This window comes from Paenibacillus sp. 01T422 (genome assembly GCF_056398785.1).
Window position 1 is genome coordinate 1 of sequence record NZ_JBFTQB010000032.1, and the last position, 15,127, is coordinate 15,127.

18 protein-coding genes are annotated in these 15,127 nt (G+C 47.8%); all 18 read left to right on the forward strand.

The features are described from left to right. Positions 1 to 85: 85 nt before the first annotated feature. Positions 86 to 1,912: an ABC transporter substrate-binding protein gene (locus tag AC1DUA_RS03200; protein WP_477498359.1), complete on the forward strand. Its 1,827-nt coding sequence runs from the start codon at positions 86 to 88 to the stop codon at positions 1,910 to 1,912. Between the two features lie 186 nt (positions 1,913 to 2,098). Beyond that, positions 2,099 to 2,728 (forward strand): uracil phosphoribosyltransferase, encoded by a 630-nt coding sequence (gene upp / locus AC1DUA_RS03205; protein WP_477498360.1) that lies wholly within the window; start codon positions 2,099 to 2,101, stop codon positions 2,726 to 2,728. Between the two features lie 30 nt (positions 2,729 to 2,758). Further along, a complete protein-coding gene (wecB, locus tag AC1DUA_RS03210; protein ID WP_477498361.1) occupies positions 2,759 to 3,895 on the forward strand; it encodes a non-hydrolyzing UDP-N-acetylglucosamine 2-epimerase in 1,137 nt (378 codons plus the stop codon). A gap of 224 nt (positions 3,896 to 4,119) precedes the next feature. Continuing rightward, entirely contained in the window at positions 4,120 to 4,341 is a 222-nt protein-coding gene (locus AC1DUA_RS03215; RefSeq protein ID WP_127453433.1) for an AtpZ/AtpI family protein, read from the forward strand. Next, positions 4,341 to 4,721, forward strand: a complete 381-nt coding sequence (locus tag AC1DUA_RS03220) for an ATP synthase subunit I (RefSeq protein ID WP_477498362.1) — start codon at positions 4,341 to 4,343, stop codon at positions 4,719 to 4,721. The genes AC1DUA_RS03215 and AC1DUA_RS03220 overlap by 1 nt, the downstream gene beginning before the upstream one ends. A gap of 33 nt (positions 4,722 to 4,754) precedes the next feature. Further along, positions 4,755 to 5,450 carry a F0F1 ATP synthase subunit A gene (atpB, locus tag AC1DUA_RS03225; RefSeq protein ID WP_145668583.1) on the forward strand — a complete coding sequence of 232 codons (696 nt, stop codon included), beginning with the start codon at positions 4,755 to 4,757 and terminating at the stop codon, positions 5,448 to 5,450. A 75-nt stretch (positions 5,451 to 5,525) separates the two neighbouring features. Continuing rightward, positions 5,526 to 5,750: a F0F1 ATP synthase subunit C gene (gene atpE, locus AC1DUA_RS03230; RefSeq protein ID WP_028556930.1), complete on the forward strand. Its 225-nt coding sequence runs from the start codon at positions 5,526 to 5,528 to the stop codon at positions 5,748 to 5,750. 78 nt (positions 5,751 to 5,828) lie between these two features. Next, the gene (gene atpF, locus AC1DUA_RS03235; protein WP_477498363.1) at positions 5,829 to 6,314 is read left to right on the forward strand and encodes a F0F1 ATP synthase subunit B; all 486 of its coding nucleotides are present in this window, start codon (positions 5,829 to 5,831) and stop codon (positions 6,312 to 6,314) included. Continuing rightward, the gene (locus tag AC1DUA_RS03240) at positions 6,311 to 6,844 is read left to right on the forward strand and encodes a F0F1 ATP synthase subunit delta (RefSeq protein WP_477498364.1); all 534 of its coding nucleotides are present in this window, start codon (positions 6,311 to 6,313) and stop codon (positions 6,842 to 6,844) included. Before atpF ends, AC1DUA_RS03240 begins: the two co-directional genes overlap by 4 nt. Before the next feature lie 33 nt (positions 6,845 to 6,877). Further along, entirely contained in the window at positions 6,878 to 8,392 is a 1,515-nt protein-coding gene (gene atpA, locus AC1DUA_RS03245; RefSeq protein WP_161406569.1) for a F0F1 ATP synthase subunit alpha, read from the forward strand. Between the two features lie 135 nt (positions 8,393 to 8,527). Then, positions 8,528 to 9,385, forward strand: a complete 858-nt coding sequence (gene atpG, locus AC1DUA_RS03250) for an ATP synthase F1 subunit gamma (RefSeq protein ID WP_477498370.1) — start codon at positions 8,528 to 8,530, stop codon at positions 9,383 to 9,385. A 49-nt stretch (positions 9,386 to 9,434) separates the two neighbouring features. Beyond that, positions 9,435 to 10,832, forward strand: a complete 1,398-nt coding sequence (gene atpD, locus AC1DUA_RS03255) for a F0F1 ATP synthase subunit beta (RefSeq protein WP_477498365.1) — start codon at positions 9,435 to 9,437, stop codon at positions 10,830 to 10,832. Between the two features lie 46 nt (positions 10,833 to 10,878). Next, a complete protein-coding gene (locus AC1DUA_RS03260) occupies positions 10,879 to 11,283 on the forward strand; it encodes a F0F1 ATP synthase subunit epsilon (RefSeq protein ID WP_477498366.1) in 405 nt (134 codons plus the stop codon). Between the two features lie 232 nt (positions 11,284 to 11,515). Continuing rightward, complete coding sequence (locus AC1DUA_RS03265; protein ID WP_145668664.1) at positions 11,516 to 11,881, forward strand: NADH-quinone oxidoreductase subunit A; 366 nt, start codon at positions 11,516 to 11,518, stop codon at positions 11,879 to 11,881. Continuing rightward, positions 11,866 to 12,384, forward strand: coding sequence for a NuoB/complex I 20 kDa subunit family protein (locus AC1DUA_RS03270; protein WP_127453417.1), 519 nt, complete (start codon positions 11,866 to 11,868; stop codon positions 12,382 to 12,384). Before AC1DUA_RS03265 ends, AC1DUA_RS03270 begins: the two co-directional genes overlap by 16 nt. Continuing rightward, complete coding sequence (locus tag AC1DUA_RS03275) at positions 12,381 to 13,271, forward strand: NADH-quinone oxidoreductase subunit C (protein WP_477498367.1); 891 nt, start codon at positions 12,381 to 12,383, stop codon at positions 13,269 to 13,271. Before AC1DUA_RS03270 ends, AC1DUA_RS03275 begins: the two co-directional genes overlap by 4 nt. Positions 13,272 to 13,274: 3 nt before the next feature. After that, complete coding sequence (locus AC1DUA_RS03280) at positions 13,275 to 14,375, forward strand: NADH-quinone oxidoreductase subunit D (RefSeq protein WP_477498368.1); 1,101 nt, start codon at positions 13,275 to 13,277, stop codon at positions 14,373 to 14,375. Then, the coding region (gene nuoH, locus AC1DUA_RS03285; protein WP_477498369.1) for an NADH-quinone oxidoreductase subunit NuoH at positions 14,375 to 15,127 on the forward strand (753 nt) is incomplete at its 3' end. The genes AC1DUA_RS03280 and nuoH, both read left to right, overlap by 1 nt.

Consider the following 15,127-nt stretch of genomic DNA (forward strand, 5'->3'; position numbering starts at 1 on the left):
CCTTTTATCCCATCTTCAGACGGTTGACGAAATGGCAAGGCGGCACTATACTCTTTGGTAATTCGTGTAAAAGGAGGGGACTTTCATGCAGCTAGCCTTGCAATATGCGCAATTGAAAATATCAATAACGCGTGTTTCACAGATCCCCCACACGTATATGGACGTGCCTGTTTCCGTTGAAGAAATTTCCGGCTACTTGTATTGTACGGAACGCAATGTGAAAATTTTGATTCGCAAAATGACCGAAATGGGATGGATTGTCTGGACGCCGGGGCGAGGCCGTGGACACCGCTCGACGATTCGGTTCCTTGTTCCAGCAGAGGATGTGCTGATGACGGAAGCGAAGATTCACGTTGAACAGGGCAACTTGAACAATGCGATGAGTTTATTTCAGATGGAAGGTTTGGATGGGAGTGTAATAGATCGATTCCTGGCCTGGCTCGGCAGTTATTTCGGATACAAAGGCAACTGTGAGTCTGGAAATCCTGAAACGCTGCGGCTGCCGATGCAGATTCGTGTGCTGGCGCTTGATCCTGTCGATGTGCTATTCTCGCGTGAGCTCCATTTTGTGAAGCAAGCCTTCGACACGCTGCTCTATTTCAATCCGCTATGCGGCTGTGTGGAGCCAGGTTTGGCTCATGAGTGGGCATGCAATGCCAATGCGACTGAATGGACCTTTTATTTGCGAAAAAGGGTGCGATTCCATCATGATCGAGAGTTGACGGCAGACGATGTTGTGTTTTCGCTCAATCGGCTGCGATCCCTAGGCACAGAGGACTCGCCGAGTCGTTGGATGCTGAAATCCGTCAAAGAAATTCGCGCTGTCGACCGGCTGACAGTTCGTATAGAGCTTGCTGCGCCGAATTATATGCTGCCACACTATGTTAGTTCCTACCAGGCTGCGATTGTTCCTGCTGACGTCTATAATGCAAGTAAAGTTGCAGATGTTAGCATGCTTCCTGTTGGAACAGGTCCGTTCCGGATTACGAGACATGATGCGGGTGGTGTAACGTTAGAAGCCTTCGAGGATTACTACAAGGAGAGCGCTCATTTGGATCGCATCGAGCTGCTCTATGTTCCGGATAACGTCAGTGACCGAAGATGGCAGCAGTTAAATTTCCAGATGGGGAAGCTCAACCATTATAAACAACCAGCCCCCGCGCATTGGTGTAAAAAAGAAGTAATGATGCTGGGCTCCAGTATGATCGTATTCAATCTCCGCAAAAACGGTCCCCAGCAAGCGTTTAAATTCCGTCAGGCCATTCAGCTTATCTTGAATCGATGCGGATTGATTAAGGAACTAGGTCTTTATCATGCAAGGCCTGCGGCTGATTTCTTGCCATCCGACTCACCGGCATCTGAGCCCGACGATTATCAGCCAGAACGCGCGAGGGAGCTGCTCAGAGAGTCTGGATACAATGGCGAACCTATTACGATGATAGTCACGCAGAAAAACCAGCTTCAAGCCGAATGGATTCAAGCTCGCTGTAAGGAAGTGGGTATTCCGGTTGTTCTGAAGCTGTTTACCTTTGAACAAATGATGAAGGTGCCACTCTTGTTAGAAGCGGATGTCATCATAAGCGGCGTTGTTGCGGATGATGATGAGGCTCGCTGCCTAGTCGAGATGTATAAAGTAGGCAACCTACCGGTTCGTGTCTGCGCAACGGATGAGCAGCGACGAGTTTTTGATGAAACCATTGCGGCTATCGAAAATGAGCCCGACAGGCAAGAGCGCCTGCTACGGATTCGCAGTATGCAAGACTTAGTCTCGGAAAACTGCTGCGTCTTATTCCTATTGCATACGACGCAGCAGTTGGTATACAGCCCTCATTTACAAGGCATAACGTTCAATACGCTGGGATGGTTTGACTTCAAAAACATTTGGTACCGCCCGGAGCCCGTGGAAGAATAGATCAGATGCAAAGCCGCTTGGGAGACGCTCTCAGGCGGCTTTTTATATAAATAAGGATATTCATGGTAGGTTTGGTTTTTCAGAGGATAAGTTGGATAACATATGATATAATGAACGAGGTTTGTCGTACCTTGACGCTAAAATGGGTAAAATACATATAACATTGTGGTTTTTTAGGAGGAAATTATGGGGAAGTTATTTATTTGTGATCATCCGCTTATCCAGCATAAGCTGACTTTTATTCGGGATGAGAATACGAAAACGAAAGATTTTCGGGAGCTCGTAGACGAAGTAGCGACTTTAATGGCCTATGAGATTACGAGAGATATTCCGCTTGAGCATGTTCAGGTAAAAACGCCAGTAACAACGGCGAATTGCCGGATTATTTCCGGCAGAATGCTGGGGCTTATTCCTATTTTGCGCGCAGGCCTAGGCATGGTTGATGGTGTGCTTAAACTGATCCCAGCTGCAAAAGTAGGACATGTTGGTCTATACCGTGATCCAGACACGCTGCAGCCTGTCGAATATTATGTGAAGCTGCCGACGGATGTCCTGGAGCGTGAGCTCATTGTGATCGACCCGATGCTCGCAACTGGCGGTTCAGCGAATGCGGCGATTGAAGTATTGAAACGCAGAGGCTGCACACAAATGAAGCTGATGTGTTTAATTGCTGCGCCGGAAGGAATCAAAGCGGTTCAACAAGAGCATCCAGATGTTGATATTTATGTGGCGGCCGTGGATGACTACTTGAATGATCATGGCTATATTGTACCTGGATTGGGAGATGCGGGAGATCGTCTGTTCGGCACGAAATAATACACTTATGACGATGGGGGAGAACAATCAATGAAACGTTTGAAAGTCATTACGATCTTCGGTACTAGACCTGAAGCGATTAAAATGGCTCCGCTGATTAAGGAACTGGAGAAGCATCCAGAGCATATCGAGTCTCTCGTTTGCGTAACGGCTCAGCATCGCCAGATGTTGGATCAGGTGCTTGACATTTTCAAAATCAAACCGGATTACGACCTTAACGTTATGAAAGATCGTCAGACGTTGAATGAGATTACAATGCGTGTGCTGCAAGGCTTGGAGCCAGTCTTCCAAGAGGCGAAGCCGGATCTGATTCTCGTGCACGGCGATACGCTGACAACTTTCCTTGCAAGCTATGCAGCATTTATGCAGCAGATCCAAGTTGGACATGTCGAAGCGGGCCTTCGTACGTGGAACAAAATGTCGCCATATCCGGAAGAAATGAACCGTCAATTGACGGGCGTTCTGGCGGATCTGCATTTTGCACCAACACAGCAATCAGCTGACAATTTGCGCAAAGAAAATAAATCAGAATCTCAAATCTATGTAACGGGGAATACAGTTACGGATGTCTTTCAATATACGGTTCAGGAATCCTTCGAACACCCGGTGTTGGAGTGGGCAGCGGGCCGCAGGCTGGTTTTGATGACAGCGCATCGCCGTGAAGCTCAAGGGGAGCCACATCGCCAAATTTTCCGTGCTGTGAAACGTATTGCTGATGAGTTTGAAGATATCGCAATCGTTTATCCGGTGCACCCGAGCCCAGCTGTCAAAGAGCCTGCGCACGAGATTCTAGGCAACCACCCACGTATTAAGCTAGTAGAGCCTTTCGATGCTAGTGAGTTCCATAACTTCTATCCGAAGACGCATATGATTCTAACAGACTCAGGCGGTCTTCAAGAGGAAGCTCCATCCTTTGGTGTGCCGGTGCTTGTGCTCCGTGACACAACTGAGCGTCCGGAAGGCATTCAAGCAGGCACTTTGGAGTTGGTTGGAACAGATGAGGAGAAAGTCTACGAGCGTGCTCGCGCGCTGCTGACAGATCCAGTTTTATACAACAAAATGAGCCAATCTGCTAACCCTTATGGGGATGGAAAAGCATCCCAAAGAATCGTTCAGGCGATTCTACATCACTTTGGCAAGGTCTCGGAGCGTCCTGAAACATTCTAACCGTGACAAAATCATGACAAACGCTACAGCGTACAGTTCGACTGTTTGGTTTGGAAACACGCAAACCTTAGAGCCGCAAGGCTCTGAAGGGTTTCGGGCTGCGAGGACTGTTAACTTTCGTCAATTGACAAACCTCGCATTGCTTCGATACAATAAATGAGGATTCGTAGCACTATGTCTACGAAACAGGTTTTCCTCAGCGGAAAGCCTTCAGGAGGGATGCTATGAAACGGCAAAATCCCAATGATAATCCGTGGCGAGCAGTAGCGTTAACTAGTGCGATAGGCATTGACCTTGTAGTTTGTTTAGGAGCCGGATACTTGTTCGGTGATTGGCTAACACGCGTACTAGGGGGACAATTCTGGTTGTTAGGCGGATTTCTGCTAGGGCTTGTAACCGGAATCATTAGCATTTACTTCATGATAAAGCGGTACGGAGGGCTATGATGGATGACTTTTCAGCCACTCTGAAAACGGTTCAAAATGTGTTTCTTTTCTTTTTATCCTTTTGTTTGGCTGCATGGGCGCTTCTTGTCGATTACCGGGTTTATTTGGCCGGCATTATGCTTGGATCTATCGTGAGCATGATCAATGCTAGGTTCTTGTCCTGGAAGATTAACAAGTTGGCAGCAGCTGCGATAGAGCAGAAAGGGCGCAAGGTGACCCTAGGTTTTCTGACAAGAGCAGCAATTGCTGGCTTCGCAGGTTTGGTTGCCGTTCGGTATCCGGAACATGTCGCTTTAACCACGACGATTGTTGGATACTTTTTTGCTCAATTGGCAACACTCGTACTGGGTATTCTTTCTATTAGGAAGTCTAAGAAGTAATTCCATTCGATGAAAGGGGTGAAAATGGAAAACATGGAACATCACGTACCAGAATTTGAGTGGTTAGGTATTCACTTCGACGCATCAGCGCTTATGATGATCGGAATTACCACTATTATCGTGCTTATCCTTGCAATCGCAGGGGCTAGTCGCGCATCCGTAACGAATCCTTCAAAAATTCAAAACTTCATGGAATGGACGATTGAGTTTGTAGAAGGCATCATTGGAAGTACGATCGGTTCTAAGCATGGCAAAGGCTTTATCGCGCTTGGTCTTACGCTCATTATGTATATCTTTATCGGCAACATGCTCGGCCTTCCTTTCTCGATCGTAACGGAAGATCATGTGTCATGGTGGAAATCACCGACAGCTGATATCGCTGTAACAGGAGCACTAACGGTTATCGTTATCGTATTAAGTCACTACTTAGGCATAACGCGTAACACGAAGCATTACTTCGCGCATTACTTTGAGTACAAAGGGGCAATGTTGATCCTTCATTTGATTGAAGTCGTATCAAAGCCGCTTACGCTCGCTTTCCGTCTTTACGGTAACATTTATGCAGGTGAAATTATGATATCTGTCATCATCGGAGCTGGTTGGTTTGGAATTGCGCCTCTCTTTGTATGGCAGGGCTTCAGTGTGTTCGTAGGTGCTATTCAAGCCTTCGTATTCACGATGCTAACAATGGTTTACATCTCGCAAACGTTAATCCATGAAGAACATTAAGAGTAAGACTTACCTCGGGTAGTCTCGAGTCACTTATACACAAACAAACTTAAGAATTTAAGGGAGGATTTATCAATGGGAGCAATAGCATTAGTAGCAGCAGGTATCGTATTCGGTTTAGGAGCACTAGGTGCAGGTATTGGTAACGGTTTGATCGTAGGTCGCGCTTTGGAAGGTATTTCCCGTCAACCAGAACTTCGTGGTACGCTTCAAACAACAATGTTTATCGGGGTAGGTCTAGTAGAGGCAATGCCAGTAGTTGCATTGGTTCTTGCGTTCATCTTTATGGGAAAAGCTTAAGAAACCGTTTGGCGGGGATGGCCGTAGTCGCCACCACGCCTTCGTTTTGCCCATGTTATCAGAAGGGAGTGACGTTACTTGCATATTGAATGGTCCACATTTTGGATTCAACTTATCGCGTTCTTAATTTTATATTTGTTGCTTTCTAAATTTGCGTTCGGTCCTCTATTCGGAATGATGGAGAAACGCAGACAATTAGTTAAAGATCAAATTCAAACAGCTGAAGCGAGCCGCAAGCAAGCTGATCAACTGTTAGAGGAACAAAAACAAGCGCTGCAACAAATGCGTAAGGAAGCTTACGATATTATTGAGCAAGCGAAACAAACAGGTTCTAAGCAAGCTGATGATATTGTTCGTGCAGCTGGAGCAGAAGCAGCTCGTCTGAAAGATGAAGCTTTAAAAGATATCGAGAACGAGAAGAACAAAGCGGTTGCCGCACTTCGCAGCCAAGTTGGCGCGATGTCCGTTCTGATTGCCTCCAAAATTATTGAAAAGCAAATCGATGAAAAGTCACAAGAGCAATTGGTTGAGCATTACCTCAAAGAGGTAGGAGGCAACGTATGAGTGACATCGTCGTAGCGAAGCGTTATGCCAGAGCTCTTTTTGAAGTTGCCAAAGATAAGGGAATTATTTCTCAAGTCGAAGAAGAGTTGAAATCTGTAGCTAGTGCGATTAGGGACAATGCAGACTTGCAGAAGTTCCTGAACCATCCGAACATCGGGGACACCGTCAAAACGGACCTGCTGAAGCAGATTTTTGAAGGCAAAGTTTCCGAACCGGTGTGGAACACGCTGCTGGTCTTGATTGATAAAAGAAGACAAGCCATTTTGTCCGCTCTTGTGGGCGATTATGTGAAGATTGCGAATGAAGCGCTTGGACAAGCGAGTGCAACAATTTATGCCGCTTTTACGCTGACAGAAGCTCAACAAGCGGAAATTGCATCACATTTCAGCAAAGTTACGGGAAAAACGATTCGTGTTGAGACTGTTGTTGAGCCTAAGCTGCTCGGCGGCATTCAAGTGCGTATTGGTGACCGTTTATACGATGGAAGTTTGGCAGGCAAGCTAGACCGCTTATCCAAAGCTTTGGTTTAATAACAAGCACTGTAAGAATAGGGGTGACGTTCGTTGAGTATCAAACCTGAAGAAATCAGCTCATTGATTAAACAACAGATTGAAAACTATAAATCCGATATGCAAGTGGTTGATGTAGGTACAGTCATTCAAGTTGGTGACGGTATCGCTCGTGCTCATGGTTTGGAAAACGTAATGGCAGGCGAATTGCTTGAGTTTTCGAATGGCGTTTTGGGCTACGCATTTAACCTTGAAGAAAGCAACGTAGGTATCGTTATTCTTGGACCTTACAAAGACATTCGTGAAGGCGATCCAGTAAAACGTACAGGTCGTATCATGGAGGTTCCTGTAGGGGAAGCTTTACTCGGCCGTGTTGTTAACTCCTTGGGTCAACCGGTTGATGGTCAAGGACCTATTGCTACAACAGAATTCCGCCCTGTAGAGAACATGGCTCCAGGCGTTATGGCTCGTAAATCCGTTCATGAGCCAATGCAAACAGGTATCAAAGCGATTGATGCGATGGTTCCAGTTGGTCGTGGTCAACGTGAGTTGATCATTGGTGACCGTCAAACAGGAAAAACAGCGATTGCAATCGACGCTATCCTTAACCAAAAAGGTAGCGGTGTGAAATGTATCTATGTTGCTATCGGTCAAAAACAATCCACTGTTGTAGGCGTTGTTGAAAAACTTCGTGCTGCCGGCGCTTTGGACTACACAATCGTTGTAACAGCATCTGCGTCTGAGCCTTCACCAATGCTTTGGTTGGCTCCATACGCAGGCTGCGCAATGGGCGAGTACTTCATGTACAAAGGCGAGCACGTATTGATCGTATACGATGACTTGTCCAAACAAGCCGCTGCCTACCGTGAGTTGTCCCTCTTGTTACGCCGTCCACCAGGTCGCGAAGCATACCCAGGTGACGTATTCTACTTGCACTCCCGTTTGCTGGAGCGCGCTGCGAAATTGAACGATGAGCTTGGCGGCGGTTCGATTACTGCGCTTCCATTCATCGAGACACAAGCGGGCGATATCTCCGCTTACATTCCGACGAACGTAATTTCCATTACGGACGGTCAAATATTCCTTGAGTCCGACCTGTTCTACTCCGGTCAGCGTCCAGCGGTTAACGTTGGTAACTCTGTATCCCGTGTAGGGGGCTCTGCTCAAACGAAAGCAATGAAAAAAGTTGCCGGTACACTGCGTGTAGACTTGGCTCAATACCGTGAGCTTGCTGCCTTCGCTGCGTTCGGTTCTGATCTTGATAGAGCAACAAAAGCCCGCCTTGATCGTGGGGTTCGCACACTAGAAATCTTGAAACAAGGCGTGCATCAGCCGCTTTCCCTGGAGAAACAAGTTTGCTCCCTGTACACGGTTGTCAAAGGCCACTTGGATGACATTCCAGTACAAGACGTAACTCGTTTTGAAGAGCAATTCTTGGCTTACTTGGAATCCAATCGTACGGAAATTTTGAACAGCATTCGTGATACCAAAGATATTACTGCGGATAACGACAAAGCGCTTGTTGATGCTATCAACACGTTCAAAAAGAGCTTCGCAGTTTCTGAATAATAGTTGAATGCCTGAACTTTCCTTGCGAAAGGAATCAGGCGACGTGTTATGCCTGAGATTGGGCAGCAAGTAGGCTGCCCAATCTCAGGCCTTCGAATGAAGGCTTTCCAAAGCCTCAAAAGAGAGGTGACAGGTATGGCAAAAGGAATGCGCGAGATTAAGCGCCAAATCAAATCGACACAAAACACGAAGCAAATTACGCGTGCGATGGAAATGGTCTCAGCAGCGAACTTGCGTAGAGCTCAGCGAGCGGCGGAAGCAGCGCGTCCTTACTCGGATAAGCTGAAAGAAGTGGTTGCTAGCATTGCAGCAGGTTCCAAAGGTGTGAAGCATCCGATGCTGCAAACACGTGAAGTGAAGAAAACGGCTTACTTGGTTATCACTTCGGATCGTGGTTTGGCTGGAGGCTACAACGCGAACGTATTGCGGAAGGTTATGACGGAGATTCGCGAAAGACATCAATCCCCGTCGGAATATGCTATTTTTGTAATCGGACGTAAAGGTAGCAATTTCTTCAAAAAACGTAATGTTGAGATCGTTCAAGAAGTTACAGGACTTCCGGATTCTCCGAAGTTCTCGGATATTAAATCAATTGCTGCTTCTGCTGTTGCTAATTTTGAGAAGGGTGCGTACGACCAATTGTTCTTGGTGTACAACAAATTCCAAAATGCAATCAGTCAGATACCGACTATGATTCGCTTGCTTCCTATGGAAGACGTAAAAGGTGCTTCAACGGCTAGTTACGAATACGAGYCGTCTGCGGAAGGCGTTCTGGAAGTACTGCTGCCTAAATATGCGGAAACGATTATTTATAGSGCAGTATTGGAAGGTAAGGCAAGTGAGTTCGGTGCAAGAATGACAGCGATGAACTCCGCAACGAAGAATGYAACGAAGATGATCAGCAGCTACACATTAGCATACAACCGTGCACGTCAAGCAGCCATTACGCAAGAGATTGCGGAAATCGTCAGCGGCGCGAACGCGAACGCTTAATTGATATAACGCCTCGCTTAGAGGCGAAGCTTTTCTTAGGAGGGAAACCATGAGCAAAGGGCGCGTTGTGAATATTACAGGGCCTGTCGTCGACATTGAGTTCGGACGCGGACAACTCCCTGAAATTCTGAATGCAATCAAGATTGAAAAAAATGAAGGCGGTAAATCGGTTACGATTACGGTTGAAGCGGCGGTTCACCTCGGTGACAACCTCGTTCGTTGCGTAGCGATGTCTTCCACTGACGGACTTGTGCGTGGCGCTGAAGCTACTGACACAGGAGTTCCAATTACTGTACCTGTAGGTGCAGCAACTTTGGGGCGCGTGTTCAACGTTGTTGGAGATCCTATTGATGGGATCGAAACTGTTGACCGTACGTTGACTAGTCCAATTCATAAAGAAGCTCCTCCTTTCGAGAGCTTGTCCACGAAATCAGAAGTTCTTGAAACAGGAATTAAAGTTATTGACCTTATGGCTCCTTACGCAAAAGGTGGTAAAATCGGTCTCTTCGGTGGTGCGGGTGTAGGTAAAACCGTAACGATGCAAGAGTTGATTCACAACATTGCGCAAGAGCACGGCGGTATCTCCGTTTTCGCAGGCGTTGGTGAGCGTACTCGTGAAGGTAATGACCTTTACCACGAGATGAAAGACTCCGGCGTTATTGAGAAAACAGCCATGGTATTCGGCCAAATGAACGAGCCTCCAGGCGCGCGTCTTCGCGTAGCTTTGACTGGCTTGACGATGGCTGAGTATTTCCGTGATGTTGAAGGCAGAGACGTTCTTCTGTTCGTCGATAACATCTTCCGTTTCACACAAGCAGGTTCCGAGGTTTCAGCTTTGCTTGGACGTATGCCATCTGCGGTAGGTTACCAACCGACATTGGCTACAGAAATGGGTCAATTGCAAGAGCGTATTACATCCACGAAAAAAGGTTCCGTAACTTCGATTCAAGCGATTTACGTTCCTGCGGATGACTATACGGATCCAGCTCCAGCGACAGCGTTTGCTCACTTAGACGCAACAACGAACTTGGAGCGTAGTATCGCAGCTGCGGGTATCTTCCCAGCGGTAGATCCACTTGCTTCCTCTTCCCGTATGTTGACGCCAGAAATCTTGGGCGAAGAGCACTATAAAGTAGCACAAGGTGTTAAACAAATTCTTCAACGTTACAAAGAGCTTCTGGATATCATCGCGATCTTGGGTATGGATGAGCTGTCCGATGAGGATAAACTAGTTGTTACTCGTGCGCGTCGTCTCCGTCTGTTCTTGTCTCAGCCGCTTCACGTTGCTGAGCCGTTCAACGGCTTCCCGGGCTTGTATGTGCCATTGAAAGAAACTGTGCGCAGCTTCAAAGAAGTTCTTGAAGGTAAGCACGACAACCTTCCTGAAGTAGCGTTCCACAACGTAGGTACGATTGAGGACGCAATCGAGAAAGCGAAAACGCTGTAAGGTTACCTTTGGTAAACTGCGCGTTAGCTGAGGAAGGAGAATCCAAGTGAGTACATTCCTACTTGAAATTGTTACTCCTGAGCGCAAAGTGTACGCTGAACAAGTGAACATGTTAGTCGCAAAGGGTGTCGAAGGGGAGCTTGGAATTCTGCCGAACCACATTCCACTCGTGACTCCATTGAAAATCGGCTCGATTACTGTGAAGAAGCAGGGCTCCAAAGACGAGATCATCGCAGTGAACGGCGGATTCATGGAAGTGCGTAAGGACAAAGTGGTCATACTGGCGGAAAGCGCCGAGCTGCCAGAACAAATCGATGTGGATCGTGCGAGAGCAGCGAAAGAACGCGCGGAGAAACGCCTTGCTGAAAATAAGCAAGATAACGTTGATTTCAAGCGTGCGGAAGCCTCTTTGCAAAGAGCATTGAACCGGATCAGCGTATCCGGCAAATAATAGATGTTTGACGAAAGAGCGATGGAACTTAGGTTCCGTCGCTTTTTTTCGTTAGATGGATTATTTTTTGATAATTATGGAAAATCTACTCTCAAAGTGTGTAAAAGATAGGGCTTGGAATTAGTCATCGACTCCCCTGAGCTCTTTTGGTATAATATTGAAGGTGATTATTACCAATTTGAATCAATGATTTGAGAAAGTAAATAAGAATGGAGGCGGTTACATTCAGATGATGTATACAAATAACTATGTAATCGTAGCGATTTTTCTTGGGTTAGGTATTCTCCTCCCGGTGGTAGCGCTTACGATAGGCAAATGGTTAAGACCGAGCAAACCCGTTGTGGAGAAGTATACGACGTATGAGAGTGGGAACGAGCCTGTTGGTGAAGGGCAAATCCGGTTTAACATTCGATATTATTTGTTTGCTTTGATGTTTGTCATCTTTGATGTAGAGACCGTGTTCCTGTATCCGTGGGCTGTTGCTTTTAATCAGCTTGGACTTTTTGCTTTAGTAGAAATGTGCATTTTTGTAGCCTTGTTAGCCATAGGATTAATATACGCTTGGAAGAAGAAGGTGCTGCAATGGACTTCAGTCTAGAGTCGATCTCCCCAGAAGAACGCGAAGAGTTGAACCGCAACGTATTTATGACGACACTGGAGCAGGTGAAAGCTTGGGCTCGCAGTAATTCACTTTGGCCTTTAACATTTGGTCTTGCTTGTTGCGCCATTGAAATGATGGGTACGGGTGGATCGCATTATGATTTGGACCGTTTTGGAGTCATCTTCCGTACATCCCCTAGGCAATCCGATGTGATGATTGTAGCAGGGACAGTTACGAAGAAAATGGCTCCTTTGCTGCGCCGCCTTTATGAGCAGATGCCTGAGCCCAAATGGGTTATCGCTATGGGCTCCTGCGCGACTGCGGGTGGTCCGTACGTTAAATCTTACTCGGTTGTCAAAGGTGTCGACCAGATCGTCCCGGTTGATGTCTACATACCAGGTTGTCCGCCGAACCCGGCGGCACTTATCTATGGGATCAACAAGCTTCAGGAGAAGATTCGCTATGAAGCGAAGACCGGTAAGCAGGTGATCAATCGATGAGTGAGGATAAGAAGCCGGAGGAGAAGGTTGAGGTCGAGCAGGAGCAGACGGCCTCTGCTGAAGAGACCAAGGCTGAAGAGAGCAAAACTGAAGGGAATTCAGAGCAGGCGAAGCCTGCTTCTGAGGAGAAGCCCGCCAGCGAAGCGCCTGCGGCAGAAGCGGCGGAGAAGACCGCTGAAGAGAAGGCAGCGGAGCGCGCCGCGGCGAGAGCCGCCCGCCTCGCGGCGAAGGCGGCTGCCGCTGAGCCGACGGGCGAGCCCGCGTCGGCAGCAACACCATCCCCTGAAGCAACAGGGGATGACGAGAAGGCGGCCAAAGCACAGGCCGCCGCAGAAGCCCGCGCAGCGCGAGCTAGCGCGCGCGGAGCGAAGACCGACGCGGCGGAGCCTGCCGCGCCGAAGGAGCCCTCGCCGAACCAGCCGCTGCTGGACCGGCTGGTTGCGATCCTACAAGCCGCCGTTGGCGAAGACGCCGTCGTCGATAACTTCATTAACGAAAGGGACGGACACCGTCCTTACGTTATCATTCACAGCTCCCGCTGGTCGGAGGCTGCGGTGACGCTGCGTGATCACGAAGAGCTGCGCTGCGACTACTTGCGCAATCTCTCCGGTGTGGACCAAGAGACGCATCTGGAAGTGGCGTATCATCTGCTTTCCCTCACTCACAAGCGCGAGTATTGTGTGAAGGTGAAAACAGATCGGGATCAGCCAAGCATCCCATCAGTTGCTCCTGTGTGGCCAACTGCCGATTGGAATGAGCGGGAAGTGTATGACCTGCTGGGAATTGATTTCCCTGGGCATCCCAATCTAGTAAGAATTATGATGCCTGACGATTGGGTCGGCCATCCACTGCGCAAAGATTACGAACCGCTTGACCCGGAGGTGTAGCATTTGTTACGGACAGAAGAGCTCCTGCTAAACGTTGGTCCTCAGCATCCAAGTACGCATGGCGTTTTCCGCGTGATTGTGAAGCTGGATGGAGAGGTCATCAAAGAAGCTATACCCGTTATGGGCTATCTACATAGAGGCACAGAGAAACTGGCTGAGAATCTGAGCTACACGCAAATTATTCCTTATACAGACCGTATGGATTACGTCTCAGCTATGACGACGAACTATGTTCTCGTTCATGCGGTTGAGAAAATGATGGGGCTGGAAGTCCCGGAACGTGCGGAATTTCTTCGTTTGATCGTGATGGAACTTCAGCGGATTGCTTCCCATATGGTGTGGTGGGGAACGTATTTGCTGGATATTGGAGCGATGAGTCCGTTCTTATTCGCCTTCCGCGATCGGGAAATTATTATTGACTTGTTCAATGAACTCTGCGGAGCCCGTTTGACTTACAACTACATGCGTGTAGGCGGGGTGAAATGGGACGCTCCAGACGGTTGGATCGATAAAGTTAAGAAATTTATCCCGTATATGTACGGCAAATTGGAAGAATATCATACCCTTGTCTCCGGAAATGAGATTTTCCTGTCCAGGATTAAGGGTGTAGGTAAATATGATGCCGATACAGCCGTTGCATATGGGCTTAGCGGCGCTAACTTGAGATGTACGGGTGTTGACTGGGACATCCGCAAAACGCAGCCATACAGCCTATACAATCGCTTTCAATTCGATGTGCCTGTACGAAGTGGCGGCGATTGCTATGATCGCTATCTATTACGCATGGAAGAAGTGAAGCAGTCGCTGCGCATTCTGGAGCAAGCTGTGGCACAGTTCCCGGAACAAGGCGATACCATGGGCAAAGTACCTAGGGTTATTCGTCCTCCGGAAGGAGAAGTGTATGCGGCTATCGAGTCTCCTCGCGGAGAGATCGGCTGCTATATTATTTCCCGAGGTAAACAAGAACCATTCCGTCTGAAATTCCGCAGACCGTCCTTCGTAAATCTACAAATTTTGCCCAAACTCCTGGTCGGTGAATCGATGACCAACCTGATTACGATATTGGGCGGCATCGATATTGTCGTTGGGGAGGTGGATGCCTAATGGTAAATTTGCTGGAAGAGAGTCTTACCTGGACGAACTTCTTTGTTTTTCTTTTCTGGGGTATCGTTATGCTGATGTTGGTCCTTGGTTTCGTTACCTATGCGATCTACTTCGAGCGGAAGGTCATTGGCTGGATGCAGTTGCGGATCGGACCGAACCGGACGGGGCCGTTTGGGCTTTTGCAGAGCGTCGCGGACGTTTTAAAACTGCTCATTAAAGAGGATACCATCCCCAAAAAGGCGGAGCGCGAGCTGTTCATTCTGGCGCCTATCATTACGTTTATTCCTTCGTTTACGATTATTGCAACGATCCCTTTTTCGGATCGGATGTTTAATGCAAATTTGAATTCCGGCTTGCTGTATTACGTTGCCCTTACGGGGATTTCCACGATTGGGATTATTCTTGGTGGTTGGGCGTCAAATAACAAATATGCACTGCTAGGCGGTATGCGTTCAGCAGCACAAATGATCAGTTATGAGGTTCCGCTCGTCATTTCCGTCATTGGTGTCATTATGATGACAGGCAGCTTAAATCTGCATACCATCGTTGACCACCAAGCTGGGGGTTTCTGGCATTGGAATTTCATTCCTCAGATTCTAGGCTTTATCATATTCGCCATTGCCGGTGTATCGGAGCTTAACCGGACGCCTTTTGACTTACCGGAAGCAGAATCCGAGCTCGTTGCAGGTTACCACGTGGAATATAGCGGCTTCCGTTTTGCTTTTTTCATGCTATCGGAGTACGTCTACGTG

What these genes read in the sequence shown, in the direction of transcription:
- AC1DUA_RS03270 (WP_127453417.1), top strand. Translation starts at nt 11,866, where the DNA reads ATGGACTTCAGTCTAGAGTCGATCTCCCCAGAAGAACGCGAAGAGTTG.
- AC1DUA_RS03275 (WP_477498367.1), top strand. Translation starts at nt 12,381, where the DNA reads ATGAGTGAGGATAAGAAGCCGGAGGAGAAGGTTGAGGTCGAGCAGGAG.
- AC1DUA_RS03240 (WP_477498364.1), top strand. Translation starts at nt 6,311, where the DNA reads ATGAGTGACATCGTCGTAGCGAAGCGTTATGCCAGAGCTCTTTTTGAA.
- atpD (WP_477498365.1), top strand. Translation starts at nt 9,435, where the DNA reads ATGAGCAAAGGGCGCGTTGTGAATATTACAGGGCCTGTCGTCGACATT.
- AC1DUA_RS03215 (WP_127453433.1), top strand. Translation starts at nt 4,120, where the DNA reads ATGAAACGGCAAAATCCCAATGATAATCCGTGGCGAGCAGTAGCGTTA.
- upp (WP_477498360.1), top strand. Translation starts at nt 2,099, where the DNA reads ATGGGGAAGTTATTTATTTGTGATCATCCGCTTATCCAGCATAAGCTG.
- wecB (WP_477498361.1), top strand. Translation starts at nt 2,759, where the DNA reads ATGAAACGTTTGAAAGTCATTACGATCTTCGGTACTAGACCTGAAGCG.
- atpB (WP_145668583.1), top strand. Translation starts at nt 4,755, where the DNA reads ATGGAACATCACGTACCAGAATTTGAGTGGTTAGGTATTCACTTCGAC.
- AC1DUA_RS03200 (WP_477498359.1), top strand. Translation starts at nt 86, where the DNA reads ATGCAGCTAGCCTTGCAATATGCGCAATTGAAAATATCAATAACGCGT.
- AC1DUA_RS03265 (WP_145668664.1), top strand. Translation starts at nt 11,516, where the DNA reads ATGTATACAAATAACTATGTAATCGTAGCGATTTTTCTTGGGTTAGGT.
- atpE (WP_028556930.1), top strand. Translation starts at nt 5,526, where the DNA reads ATGGGAGCAATAGCATTAGTAGCAGCAGGTATCGTATTCGGTTTAGGA.
- AC1DUA_RS03220 (WP_477498362.1), top strand. Translation starts at nt 4,341, where the DNA reads ATGGATGACTTTTCAGCCACTCTGAAAACGGTTCAAAATGTGTTTCTT.